The sequence below is a fragment of the Amycolatopsis kentuckyensis genome (genome assembly GCF_002155975.1).
Taxonomy (GTDB): domain Bacteria; phylum Actinomycetota; class Actinomycetes; order Mycobacteriales; family Pseudonocardiaceae; genus Amycolatopsis; species Amycolatopsis kentuckyensis.
The window spans coordinates 24,972-36,796 of the sequence record NZ_MUMI01000074.1 but is presented as its reverse complement, the minus strand read 5'-3'; the positions used below and the strand labels follow the sequence as shown (position 1 = coordinate 36,796).

Genomic DNA, 11,825 nt, shown 5'->3' with positions numbered 1-11,825 from the left:
GAGGGACCCGCCCGCTCAGCCGACCAGGAAGTCCTCGCGCCGCACCTTCCGCGTGTCCAGCCAGTACCGCCAGGTGAAGCCGGGCCAGATCGTCCGGTTGACGCCCTTCGCGTCCAGGTACCAGCTCCGGCAGCCCCCGCGGGTCCAGATGCCCTTCGCGAGCTTGCGCTGGATCTGCGCGTTGAACCGCTCCTGCACTTCGAGCTTCGGCTCGATGGCCTTCCCCCGGGCCAGCCGGAGCGCTTCGGCGACGTACGAGATCTGGGCCTCGATCATGAACACGACCGAGTTGTGCCCGAGACCGGTGTTCGGGCCGAGCAGGAAGAACAGGTTCGGGAACCCGGCGACGGTGATGCCGAGGTGCGTCCGCATCCCCTCGGTCGCCCACTCCTTGCCGAGGTTGCGCCCGTCGCGGCCGACGATCTCCAGGTCGTCGAAGGCGTCGGTGACGTGGAAGCCGGTCCCGTAGATGATGACGTCGGCCTCGTGCTCGACTCCCGCGGCGTCGACGACGCTGCGTTCGCGGACCTCCCGCACGCCCTCGGTCACGACGTCGACGTTGTCGCGCGCCAGTGCCGGGTAGTAGTCGTTGGAGATGAGCACGCGCTTGCAGCCCATCGTGTAGTCCGGGGTGACCTTGCGCCGCAGCTGCGGGTCCGCGATCGCGCGGTGGATGTTGCGCTTGGCGAGCCGCTGCCCGAGCTTCATCACCCACGACTGGCCGTTGAAGCCGACCGCCCGCGCTTCGAGCAGCCAGTAGAGCAGGGTGCGGTAGGCGCGCTGGGCCGGCGGGAACGCCTTGAACAGCGCGCGCGTGCGGCCGGACATCTCGTGGTCGGCCTTCGGCATGATCCACGGCGGCGTCCGCTGGAACAGCGTCAGCTCCGCCACCTCGGGCGCGATCTTCGGCACGAACTGGACCGCGCTGGCGCCGGTGCCGATGACGGCGACCTTCTTGCCCGCGAGGTCGACGTCGTGCCGCCACCGCGCGGAATGGTAGGCCGGGCCCTCGAACCGCTCGATCCCGGGCAGCTCCGGGATCATCGGCAGGTGGAGGGCGCCGACCCCGGCGACCAGCGCGGTCCCGACGAACTCGTCGCCGCCCCTCGTGGCGACGTGCCATCGGCCTTCTTCGCCGTCCCAGCGGGCGCCGGTCATCTCCTGCCCGAACCGGACGAACCGGCGCAGGTCGTGCTTGTCGGCGACCTCGCGCATGTAGCGCCAGATCTCCGGCTGCGGCGAGTAGGCCCGCGACCAGCCCGGGTTCTGCTCGAAGGAGAACGAGTACATGTGCGACGGGATGTCGCAGGCGCACCCCGGGTAGCTGTTGTCCCGCCAGGTGCCGCCGACGTCGTGGGCCTTTTCGAGGATGACGAAGTCCTCGCGGCCCTCCTTGCGCAGCTGGATCGCCATGCCGAGACCGGAGAACCCGGTCCCGACGATGACGACCCCGGTCTCCGTGCGGTTGCCCATGACGCCTCCGGGTTCCTGTTACTCGTCGTCCATCTTACTGAGAGTAGGTTACCAGCGGTAGAGTGTTACCCGTGACCACCGCGAAGCGCAAGCGCATGCCACGAGCCGACCGGATGCGGCAGATGATCGAGGTCGCCGAGCAGGTGTTTTCGACACGCGGCTACGCGGCGGCGTCGATGGACGAGATCGCCGAACTGGTGGGCGTCTCGAAGCCGATGCTCTACGAGTACTTCAACTCGAAGGAAGGCCTGCTGCTCGCCTGCATCCGGGAGTCGCGGGCGGTGCTGCGCGAGGTCACCGAGCAGGCGACCGTCGGCGCGGCCGACGCCGAGGACGCGCTGCGCCGCGGCCTGCTGGCCTTCTTCGTCTTCATCCGGGAGCGGCGCCAGGCGTGGTCGCTGCTGCGGCACGAGATGGCGCTGATCGGCACGCCGGCCGCCGACGAGGTCGAGGAGACCCGTCGTCAGCAGACCGACCTCATCGCCGCGCTGATGAGCGGCTACTTCGACAACGGGGACGAGCTGCGGGCCGAAGCGGCCGCGGAATTCGTGGTCGGAGCGTGCGAACGGCTCGCGATCTGGTGCGAGCGGCACGAGGAAGTGAGCCCCGAAATGGCCACCGGGTACGCCATGGACGTGCTGTGGAGCGGCCTGCGGGGTCGTGCACGTTAGCCTGCGCGTGCACTAGGCCATCTGGTCGTTACTCACAGCAATCGTGTCCTGTGACACAGAGTTGCTCTACTGTTCTGATGACACGGTAGAAAGTGTGCTGGACTTTCACGGCCGGAGGAGGGGCTCGGGAGTCACGTCACGAAAGTGCGGTGACCGAGTCACGGTTGTGTAAGGATGTTGCGAGGGAGAGGGGTGTGAGGCAGATGGTGGAAACGATCACGGCGACCTACGTGCGGGAAGACGCCGATTGGGCCATCACAGTCAGCGGCCGCGGCAAGGAGCTGACCGCCCGTGAGCCGGGCATCATCGCCGCGCGCGACCGGGCCGACCAGCTGGTCGAGGAGCTCGCCGGCGACGCCAGGACGACGGTGGTGCACCTGCTCAACGGCAGTGCGCTGGACTTCACCAGCGCGTACATGACGGCCCGGCTGACGCTCCCGAAGCTGCCGCCGCTCGAGGTCCCGCCGCCCGGCAGCGTGCCGAAGCAGCAGACTCCGGCTTCGGCGGACAAGAAGCCCCAGCTGCCGCCGAGCAAGCAGCTCCCGAAGGCGGTCGAAGACCGCAAGGCCCCGGCCGAGCCGGCGCCCGCCACGGAGAGCAAGGCGCCGGCGAAGCAGGCCTGAGCGCTACTTGAGGAGCTTGCGCACCAGCAGGACCAGCACGAGGACGCCCGCACCGATCAGCGGGAACTTGACCTTGGGGTTGTCCAGCTTGGCGCGCACGCCGTCCTTGGCCGCGTCGGCGAGCTTCTTCGGGTCGGCCTTGACGGTCAGCTGGTCGAGCGTCGCCGCCAGGGCGGTCCTAGCCTGCTCGATCTCACGCTCGATCGTCTCGGGATCGCGGGCCACGTGTCCTCCTCGCCGCATGGGACTTCCGGGCCCCAACTTAGTCGACCGCCCCGCCGCGTCCGCACGGGCCACGCCGCACCGCTACGCTTCCAGTTGCTGGGGCCCGTAGCCCAATTGGCAGAGGCACATGGTTTAGGTCCATGCCAGTGAGAGTTCGAGTCTCTCCGGGCCCACCCACCCCGACGACCCTCAGCTCCGGAACGTCCGGCGATAGGTGTCCGGCGGCACCCCGACCGTCCGGTTGAAGTGCCGCCGCAGCGTCGTCGCCGTGCCCATGCCGACCGCCTCCGCCACCGCGTCGATGCTCGCGTCCGTGTTCTCCAGCAGCTCCTGGGCCCGGCGGATGCGCAGGTTCAGCAACCACTGCAACGGTGTCGTGACCGTGGCCGAACGGAAGTGCCGGCCCAGGTGGCGGCTGCTCATGTTCGCTTCACGCGCGAGGTCCTCGACCGTCAGCGGCCGGTCGAGGCGGGCCGTGATCCACGGGAGGAGCGCGGCCAGCGGGTGGTCGTCGCGGCTCGGGACCGGGGTCGTGACGAACTGGGCCTGGCCGCCCGCCCGGTGCGGGGGCACCACCAGGCGGCGGGCGATCGCGTTGGCCGCCGCCGGGCCGTGGTCGGCGCGGACCAGGTGGAGGCACAGGTCCATCGCCGCCGCTTTGCCCGCCGAGGTGAGGACCTGGCCGTTGTCCACGTACAGCACGTCCGGGTCCACCGTCACGCCCGGGTAGCGGGCGGCGAGGACGTCCGTGTGGGCCCAGTGCGTGGTCGCGCGCAAGCCGTCCAGCAGGCCGGCCGCCGCCAGCACGAACGCGCCCGTGCACAGCGACGCCAGCCGCGCGCCGCGGGCGTGGGCCGCGCGCACCGCGTCGACCAGGTCGGCCGGCGGGGGCACGTCGACGTCGGCCCAGCCCGGCACGATCACCGTGTCCGCGCGCGCCAGGCGGTCGAGGCCGTGGTCGGGCTCCAGCAGGAACCGGCCCACCCGCACCGGCGCCGAGCCGCAGACCGCGAAGCCGTACCGGGGGTCGTCGCCGAACACCTCGGTGGCGATCGTCAGCTCGAACGACAGCATCCCGTCGGTGGCGGCGAGGGCGACAGCGTGCATGTCCGAAAGTGTACGCAGCACGTCGTTCCGGACACTGGTGACCGCGGTCCACCCTCGCCAGGATTGCCTCATGACTTCGGTACTGGTTTACGGCGCTTATGGGCACACCGGCCGCTTCGTGGTGGCTGAGCTGCGAGAACGCGGATACGACGTGGTCCTTTCCGGACGGAACGCGGCGAAGCTGCCGGGCGGGCGGCCGGCGGCGGCCGACGATCCGGCGGCCCTCGACCGCGCGCTCGACGGCGTCGACGCGGTGATCAACTGCGCGGGCCCGTTCGCCGACACCGCCCTCCCGCTCGTCGAGGCGGCCATCCGCGCCGGCGTCCCGTACGTCGACGTCGCCGCCGAGATCGAGGCGAACCTCGACACCCTCGCGCTGACCGCCGACACCGCGGTGGTGCCCGCGATGGCGTTCTTCGGCGGCCTGGCCGACCTGCTGGCCACGGCGGCGATGGGCGACTGGGCGGCGGCCGACGAGATCCACGTCGCCTACGGGCTCAGCGGCTGGCGCCCGACCGAGGGCACGCTCGCGGCGGGCCGGGTGTCCCGGGAACGCCGTGGCGGCAAGCGCATCCGGTACGCCGGCGGCCGCCTGGAGTACCGCGACGACGCCCTGCCGACGCGCGAGTGGGCGTTCCCCGAGCCGCTCGGCTCGCGGCCGGTCTTCGGCGAGTTCTCGATGGCCGACATCGTGACCATCCCGCGGCACCTCGAGGTCCGCGACGTCACCAGCTACATGACGGTCGACGCGGCACAGGGCCTGGCGGCGGCCGGCGAGCGCGACGCGGCCGAGACGTTCGTGGTGGACGTCGTGGTGCGCGCCGGCGACGACGAGCGCCGGATCGTGGCGCGCGGCGAGGACATCTACGCGGTGAGCGCGCCGCTGGCGGTGGAAGCGGTGGACCGGATCCTGACCGGGCGGACGAAGGTGAAGGGCGTCGCCACGGCGGGCGAGATGTTCGACGCGGCCGACTTCCTCCGGGCGCTGGCGCCGCACATCACGGTGGAGCGGGCGAGTTAGGGTTCACCGTGCAGTCGTACGGGTTCGTGGGCACCGGGGAGCTCACCGCGGCGATCGTCGAAGGCCTCAGCGGGGGAACTCCGCCGCAGGTCTTCCTCTCGCCGCGCAACCACGGCATCGCCCACGACCTGGCCGGCCGGTTCCCGAACGTGCGGATCTGCGGCAGTAACCAGGAAGTGCTCGACCGCACCGCCGTCGTCGTGATCGCCGTGCGGCCGCAAATCGCCCAGGACGTCTTGGCGGACCTCGCCTTCCGCCCGGACCACGTCGTGGTGAGCGCGGTCGCCGGGGTCGCCCTCGCCGAGCTGCGAGCCCGGGTGTCGCCGGCCGAGCGGGTCGTCCGGGCGATCCCGCTGCCGACCGCGAGCCGCCGCGCGAGCTGCACCGCGGTGTACCCGGAGGACGCCGTCGCCCGCGCGCTCTTCGAGAGCGTCGGCGAAGTGGTCGTCCCCGAAAGCGAAAGCGCCCTGGCCACCTTCAGCGCGGCCACCGCCACCTTCGCGGCACACCTCGACCAGCTCGCCACCATCGCCGCCTGGATGACCGGGCACGGCGTCTCCCCCGAAGCCGCGAACGCTTACGTGGCCCACGTTTTCGGCGAGCTCGGCCACACCCTCCGCCGGCACGGTGGCACCCTCGGCGAGCTGGCGGCCAAGCACATGACGCCCGGCGGCATCAACGAACAGTTCCGGACCGCGCTGCGGGAAGCCGGCGTCCCCGCCCACATCGAGAAGAGCCTCGACGACGTCCGCGCCCGCCTGACGACTCGATAGCGGACGCCGCTGCCCCGGGGTCCGATCCGTTCAAGACGGCCGGCCGGGCGGGGTGCGACGCTGGCGGCATGTCCGTGAACCTTCCTGCGGCGGCGTCCTTCATGGCGACGCACGCCCGCCTCCTCGACCGCCGCCGTTTCGAGCTGCTCGGCGGCGCCACCGACGCCGACGCGGTGCTGGCCGCCGTCGACGGCTACCGCAACCCCGACGGCGGCTACGGCTGGGGCCTCGAACCGGACCTGCGCGCGCCGGAAAGCCAGCCCGGCGGCGCCCTCCACGCCTTCGAGGTGTTCGAGGAGATCGCTCCGGCCACGACGCCGCACGCGGCGAAGCTCTGCGACTGGCTGGCGACGGCGTCCCGTCCGGACGGCGGCCTGCCGTTCGCGCTGCCCGTGGCGGACCCCGCCGGCTGCGCTCCCTTCTGGACCCAGGCCGATCCGGCGGAAGCCACGCTGCAGAGCACCGCGTTCACCGCCGGTGTGGCCCTGCGCGTCGCCCGGCACGACCGGGCCGTGCGAGAGCACCCGTGGCTGGCCGCGGCGACGCGGTACTGCTTCCGCGCCATCCGCGAGCTTTCCGCGCCACCGCATGCGATCGCGTTGTCTTTCGCGGTGCAGTTCGTCGACGCGGCACACGAACTCCACGAAGAGGCGCCCGCGCTCCTGGAGCACCTCGCCGCGTTCGTCCCGGCCGACGGACTGGCCCCGGTGGACGGTGGTTCGGCGGGCGAAACCCTCCGTGCCTTGGATTTCGCGCCGTGGCCGGACCGCCCGGCGCGCGCGTTGTTCGCCGGTGACGTCGTCGACGCCGAACTGCGGCGGCTCGCGGCTGCGCAACAGGACGACGGCGGCTGGCGGGTGGATTTCGCGAGCTTCTCGCCCGCCGCGTCGCTCGAATGGCGCGGGTACGCGACGGTCCGTGCGGTGACGATCCTGCGCCGTCACGGTCTGGCCTGAACTTCTACACCAGCGATATCGACGTTCACCCGACCGTGGTAAGTCGGGAGTGGACAGCCGCCCGCGCCTTCCGGCGTGCGTGACCGAACGCGTACTGTGACGGGGTAAACCGGCCCCCGGAGGTGCAGCATGGCGTCGCGCAACCCGTTGCGCTGGTTCGCCCGCTGGGCGGACTGGTTCGAGGAGCGCGGCGTGTACGTGCCCGGCGAGGAGAGCCGCGCGGTCGACCCGGTCCGGGATTTCGGCTGGCTGATGGCGGCGTGGGTGGCCGGCGTCGCGATCTTCATCCTGTTGTTCGCGCTCGCGGTTTAAGTGGCATGTGGCCAGAGATTGTCACCAGCCGTGCCGTTCCGGTCACGGATTGGCCACGGGGTGGCACCAGGTGCGCGACAACCCCCGGTTGCGCCTCGTAACCGCGCGCGATCACGGCCAGAGTGGAGCGGGTTCCCCCGGCAATCCCCCGTTGCCGACGGCACCCGACCCGCCGACTGGAGTACCCGCAATGGCGCTCGCGCGCACCCGCAAGATCATGTTCACCGCAGGACTGCTCAGCCTGGCGGTGGCGTGCGGGGTTCCTTCGGCTCACGAGGGCACCGCGGCCCTCGGCGCGGCCGGCTCCCCCGCGGGCGCCGGCGCCTCGGCCGCGCCGGCGGCCAACGACCTCAAGTTCGGCGCCGACCACCGGTTCGCCAGCGGCCTCACGATCTCGGTCGGCTCCCCCCAGTCGTTCCGGCCCAGCCCGTCGGCGTACCCGCAGAGCCCGCGCGGCGCGGCGTTCGACGTCCAGCTGACCAACGACGGCTCGACGACGTACAAGCTCTCGGGCCTCAACGTGACCGCCACCGCGCGCGGCGCCGCGGTCAAGCAGGTCGTGGACACCACCCAGGGTTTCACCGGGATCACCGACGCGGGCAAGGACGTGCTGCCGGGCCGCTCGGTGCACATCACGCTGGCGTTCGCGGTACCGCGCGAGCAGACCCAGCTGCGGCTGCAGATCCGCCCGAGCGCGACGGAAGCCGCCGCGGTCACCTACTGCGGCCCTGCCTGACGTTAGGCTCGGAGCATGACCGAGCGCCTTTCCCCCGGTGACGAAGCCCCGGACTTCACCCTGCCCGACAGCGAGGGCGAGGAAGTGTCCCTGCGCGACTTCCGCGGCCGGTCCGTGGTGGTGTACTTCTACCCGGCGGCGAGCACACCGGGCTGCACCAAGCAGGCCTGCGACTTCCGCGACAACCTCGCCGAGCTGAACGACGCCGGCTACCAGGTCATCGGCATCTCGCCGGACACGCAGGCGAAGCTCGCGAAGTTCGTCTCGAACGAAGGCCTCACGTTCCCGCTGCTGGGCGACCCCGAGAAGACGGTCATCGAGGCGTGGGGCGCGTACGGCGAGAAGAAGAACTACGGCAAGACGTACCTGGGCGTGATCCGTTCGACGTTCGTCGTCGACCCGGAGGGCAAGATCGCCCACGCCTTCTACAACGTCCGCGCAACCGGCCACGTGGCCAAGCTGATCCGGGACCTCGGCCTGGCGTCCTGAGGCGCGCCACCCGATCGCAGGCTTGCCGCCGCCCCGTTCCGCAGGAATCATCCGGCGGTCGGAGGGCGGGGAGGACGCATTGACAAGCCTGGAGGGGCCGGCCCTGAAACTGGGCGGCCAGATCGCTTCGGCGGCGGCGAAGTCGTGGCTGCAACGCCGGAAGGCCGGTGTCGCGAGGTCTGCCGACCTGGTCGACCTGGCGGCGGGTGAGCTGAAGGGGCCGCTGGAGCGGGCCAAGCTGGAGAACCTCGTCCAGCACATCGGCATGCAGGTGGCCGAACAACTGGAGCCGGTCCTCGCCGACCGCTTCTCGACGTTGCCGCCGCACGAGATCGAGGCAGCGTTCCTCGCGGTGGAAGACGCCTTGACGAAGGCGGACCTGTCCGACGAGGCGTTGCTGGCGGCGAACGCGGATCCCGAGCAGCTGGCCCGGAAGATCCGCGGCGACCTCTCGCGCGAACGACTCCTCGCCCCGAAGGCGGCCGCACTGTACGAGCTGGCGCTGGACCAGGCGTGCCGCCACCTCGTGCAGGTGGTCCGGCACCTGCCGTCGTTCCAGCCCCGGGCACTCGCCGCGGTGCTGGGACAGCTCGCACGGCAAAGCGAACAGCTGGAAGAGCTGCTGGCCCGGGTGCCGAAGACGAGCCTCGCCGCCATCGAGGGCGTCGACCACGACGCCGAGTTCGAAGCGGCGTACCTGCACCTGCTGGCCCGTGACCTCGACCGGCTCGAGCTGCTCGGCCTGACGATGGACGACCAGCCCGCGCTGCCGTTGACGGTCGCCTACCTCAGCTTGAGTGTTTCCACCGAAAGCGAGCGGCGACGACCGAGCCACCGAAAGGACGAGCTGTGGTTCAAGAAGCGGCACAACCGGGACGGTAACGCCAATATGCGCGTCGAGAGCGCGCTCGGCGAGTCGACCCGAATCCTCGTGCGCGGCGAGGCCGGCTCGGGAAAGACGACGCTGCTGGACTGGCTGGCGGTGACCGCGGCGCGCGCCGAGTTCACCGGGAAACTCGCCGATTGGAACGGCCGGGTGCCGTTCCCCATCCGGCTGCGGAGCTTCGCCGCCGAGCCACTGCCGCGGCCGGAGGAGTTCGTCCCGCACATCGCGCCGATGCTGGCACCGCCGGAAGGCTGGGCTCGGCGGGTCCTCGAAGCCGGCCGGGCCATGGTGCTGGTCGACGGCGTCGACGAGGTCGGGGCCAACCACCGCCGGGAGGTCAAGGCCTGGTTGCGGAAGCTGTCGCTGGCCTTCACCGACACCCTGTTCGTCGTCACGTCCCGGTCGGCCGCGGCCGACCAACGCTGGTTGGCCGCGGAAGGCTTCGACTGCGTCCTGCTGGAGTCGATGAGCGCCGACGACATCGAGGCACTGGTGACCCGCTGGCACCGGGCCGCAGCAGCCGGCGGCACAGTCCGGCCCGGCACCGATCTCTCGGCGGTACAACGGCGGCTGCTCAACCAGCTCGACAGCCGACCACACCTGCGGACACTCGCCGCGAGCCCGTTGCTGTGCGCCATGCTGTGCGCGCTGAACCTGGCCCACCGGTCGGAGCTGCCGCGTGACCGGATGGACCTGTACCGCAAGGCGCTGTCGATGCTGCTCCACCTGCGCGATGCGGAACGCCGGATAGGCGTGCTCCTCACCGAGGCGCAAAAGCAGGTCCTGCTCGGCGATCTGGCGTGGCGCCTTTCCCTGGCTTCGAAAGTGGAGTTGTCCAAGGACCGCGCGCGCGAGCACATCGCCCGGCGGCTGCCATCGTTGCCGCACGTCGACCACACGCCGGACGAGGTACTCAACCACTTGCTCGAACGAAGCGGTGTGTTGCGCGAACCGGTACCGGATCGCGTGGACTTCGTGCACCGGACGTTCCAGGAGTGCCTGGCGGCGAACGAGGCGACCGAGCAGGACCACGTGGAGACGCTGATCGATCGAGCCCACCTGGATACCTGGTGGGAGACGATCGTGATGGCCTGCGGCCATGCAAAACACCATCAGGCGGGGAAGCTGCTCCGGGGAATTCTGGACCGCGCCGACGAGGACCCTCGGTACGCCCGGCACCTGCGGCTCCTGGCGGCGGCCTGCCTGGAAACGGTGAGCAATGCCGAGCCCGCGGTCATCAGCCGAGTGGAAGATGTCATCAAGGAGACTCTGGTACCGCCACGAAGTATCCGCGAAACTCAGTCGTTGGCGACCATCGGACGGCGGGTGTTGAGGTACTTGCCCCCGAGCTTGGACGGGTTGTCGGACGCGGTCGCGGCAGCCTCGGTTCGGACCGCGGCACTGACCGCGGGGAACGACGCGTTCGAACTCCTGCGCAGTTATGCCCAGGACTCCAGGCAAGTTGTCCAGTTCCAGCTATCTCGAGCGTGGCGGTATTTCGACCCCGAACGATTCGCCACGGAGGTGCTGTCCGACTCGCCCCTCGCCAACGGAACACTGCAGGTCTTCGCGACCCGAATGCTGCCCCACACTCGCGAGCTCAAGCACCTGACTAAAGTCTACGCATTACTTCCCAGTTCGGAAGAACAGGCGAACTTCGAATTCCTCGAGAACGTTCCGCACCTGAGAGGCCTCAGCGTACACCTCCCCGACGACGCCGTCATCGACGTGACACCGCTGTGCGTTCAGCGCGAAATCGAAGACATCTCCCTGTATTTCGCGCACCGGTACACGAACACAGCCAGACTGGGAAAGATTTCCTCACTGAAGTCGCTGACCCTGTTCCGCAACTCACCCTGGCAGAGCATAGAATCACTCGGAAAACTCCACCAGATCGAGGAATTACACCTCGACCAGGTTCACCACCTCAACGGAATCGACGCACTCGCCCCGCTTGCCCGCCTCAAGAAAGTCGGACTCTGGGACTGCGCCGACCGAACTTTTCGTGGCAGCGCGAGCCTGACTTCAGTCACTTCCACCCTGCTCTCGAACAGGTATCAAAAAGAAAAGAGGACGATTTCAGCGGAAGCGATCTGCAACACGTTTCCGAATGTCCGAGAACTGGAACTCAACGGCATCGTCCTCGACGAAGTGGGCCCGATGAGCGAACTTCCGGTCACACACCTGTCGATCACGGATCTCGACCATCTTGACACCCGCAGGCTCGCTTTGCTGCCCGGCTTGCGGCGACTGTACCTGGCCCACATCGAGGACCCGGTGGACTTGACGCCTTTCGCGGGCCTCGAAATAGGCATCGTCCTGGACAACGTCAAGCGCTCGGATTCGACGCAACTCGGACCCGGCGTTCAGCTGGCGACTTCGGTTTAGACTAAGAAGTCAGTTCAGAATAAATTTTCGGATGCAGATGATCGGGCAGCTCAGAGGCGGGTATGGCCTGGTGGTCCGTCGGCTCGTCGTTCGGTATTGATGCGGGGTTGCCGTAAGGTCGTGCGCGAGCGACTTGGGGGGCCAGGGCGATACAGGTGACTGCAA

Annotated in this window: 12 protein-coding genes and 1 tRNA gene; 10 read left to right on the top strand and 3 right to left on the bottom strand. The window is 69.7% G+C overall.

The features are described from left to right. Positions 1-15: 15 nt before the first annotated feature. The gene (locus CCN39_RS08085) at positions 16-1,473 is read right to left on the bottom strand and encodes a flavin-containing monooxygenase (RefSeq protein WP_086839918.1); all 1,458 of its coding nucleotides are present in this window, start codon (positions 1,471-1,473) and stop codon (positions 16-18) included. A gap of 113 nt (positions 1,474-1,586) precedes the next feature. Here CCN39_RS08085 and CCN39_RS08080 point away from each other — a divergent pair, with 113 nt between their 5' ends. Beyond that, complete coding sequence (locus CCN39_RS08080; protein WP_167455009.1) at positions 1,587-2,144, top strand: TetR/AcrR family transcriptional regulator; 558 nt, start codon at positions 1,587-1,589, stop codon at positions 2,142-2,144. A 203-nt stretch (positions 2,145-2,347) separates the two neighbouring features. Further along, positions 2,348-2,767, top strand: coding sequence for a hypothetical protein (locus tag CCN39_RS08075; RefSeq protein ID WP_208630173.1), 420 nt, complete (start codon positions 2,348-2,350; stop codon positions 2,765-2,767). A 3-nt stretch (positions 2,768-2,770) separates the two neighbouring features. On the opposite strand, the gene CCN39_RS08070 is transcribed toward CCN39_RS08075, so the two are convergent. Then, positions 2,771-2,992 (bottom strand): DUF3618 domain-containing protein, encoded by a 222-nt coding sequence (locus tag CCN39_RS08070; protein WP_004559246.1) that lies wholly within the window; start codon positions 2,990-2,992, stop codon positions 2,771-2,773. A 99-nt stretch (positions 2,993-3,091) separates the two neighbouring features. Here CCN39_RS08070 and CCN39_RS08065 point away from each other — a divergent pair. Then, positions 3,092-3,165, top strand: a tRNA-Leu gene (locus CCN39_RS08065). A gap of 16 nt (positions 3,166-3,181) precedes the next feature. On the opposite strand, the gene CCN39_RS08060 is transcribed toward CCN39_RS08065, so the two are convergent. Beyond that, positions 3,182-4,099, bottom strand: coding sequence for a helix-turn-helix domain-containing protein (locus tag CCN39_RS08060; RefSeq protein ID WP_167455008.1), 918 nt, complete (start codon positions 4,097-4,099; stop codon positions 3,182-3,184). Positions 4,100-4,169: 70 nt separating this feature from the next. Here CCN39_RS08060 and CCN39_RS08055 point away from each other — a divergent pair, with 70 nt between their 5' ends. From CCN39_RS08055 to CCN39_RS08025, 7 genes are all read left to right on the top strand, one after another. Then, complete coding sequence (locus tag CCN39_RS08055) at positions 4,170-5,120, top strand: saccharopine dehydrogenase NADP-binding domain-containing protein (RefSeq protein WP_086839910.1); 951 nt, start codon at positions 4,170-4,172, stop codon at positions 5,118-5,120. Between the two features lie 8 nt (positions 5,121-5,128). Beyond that, positions 5,129-5,893, top strand: coding sequence for an NAD(P)-binding domain-containing protein (locus tag CCN39_RS08050; protein ID WP_086839908.1), 765 nt, complete (start codon positions 5,129-5,131; stop codon positions 5,891-5,893). Between the two features lie 68 nt (positions 5,894-5,961). Further along, positions 5,962-6,849 carry a hypothetical protein gene (locus CCN39_RS08045; protein ID WP_086839906.1) on the top strand — a complete coding sequence of 296 codons (888 nt, stop codon included), beginning with the start codon at positions 5,962-5,964 and terminating at the stop codon, positions 6,847-6,849. A gap of 129 nt (positions 6,850-6,978) precedes the next feature. Next, on the top strand, positions 6,979-7,161 hold the full coding sequence (locus CCN39_RS08040; protein WP_043776723.1) for a hypothetical protein: 183 nt from the start codon (positions 6,979-6,981) through the stop codon (positions 7,159-7,161). 190 nt (positions 7,162-7,351) lie between these two features. Continuing rightward, complete coding sequence (locus tag CCN39_RS08035; RefSeq protein WP_086839904.1) at positions 7,352-7,897, top strand: hypothetical protein; 546 nt, start codon at positions 7,352-7,354, stop codon at positions 7,895-7,897. Positions 7,898-7,912: 15 nt separating this feature from the next. After that, positions 7,913-8,386, top strand: a complete 474-nt coding sequence (gene bcp / locus CCN39_RS08030) for a thioredoxin-dependent thiol peroxidase (protein WP_086839901.1) — start codon at positions 7,913-7,915, stop codon at positions 8,384-8,386. 79 nt (positions 8,387-8,465) lie between these two features. Continuing rightward, complete coding sequence (locus CCN39_RS08025) at positions 8,466-11,660, top strand: NACHT domain-containing protein (RefSeq protein WP_086839899.1); 3,195 nt, start codon at positions 8,466-8,468, stop codon at positions 11,658-11,660. Positions 11,661-11,825 lie beyond the last annotated feature (165 nt).

Excerpts from the sequence above, each read along its gene's own strand:
- CCN39_RS08085 (WP_086839918.1), bottom strand. The coding sequence starts at position 1,473 with ATGGGCAACCGCACGGAGACCGGGGTCGTCATCGTCGGGACCGGGTTC.
- CCN39_RS08080 (WP_167455009.1), top strand. The coding sequence starts at position 1,587 with ATGCGGCAGATGATCGAGGTCGCCGAGCAGGTGTTTTCGACACGCGGC.
- CCN39_RS08075 (WP_208630173.1), top strand. The coding sequence starts at position 2,348 with ATGGTGGAAACGATCACGGCGACCTACGTGCGGGAAGACGCCGATTGG.
- CCN39_RS08060 (WP_167455008.1), bottom strand. The coding sequence starts at position 4,099 with ATGCACGCTGTCGCCCTCGCCGCCACCGACGGGATGCTGTCGTTCGAG.
- CCN39_RS08055 (WP_086839910.1), top strand. The coding sequence starts at position 4,170 with ATGACTTCGGTACTGGTTTACGGCGCTTATGGGCACACCGGCCGCTTC.
- CCN39_RS08045 (WP_086839906.1), top strand. The coding sequence starts at position 5,962 with ATGTCCGTGAACCTTCCTGCGGCGGCGTCCTTCATGGCGACGCACGCC.
- CCN39_RS08040 (WP_043776723.1), top strand. The coding sequence starts at position 6,979 with ATGGCGTCGCGCAACCCGTTGCGCTGGTTCGCCCGCTGGGCGGACTGG.
- CCN39_RS08035 (WP_086839904.1), top strand. The coding sequence starts at position 7,352 with ATGGCGCTCGCGCGCACCCGCAAGATCATGTTCACCGCAGGACTGCTC.
- bcp (WP_086839901.1), top strand. The coding sequence starts at position 7,913 with ATGACCGAGCGCCTTTCCCCCGGTGACGAAGCCCCGGACTTCACCCTG.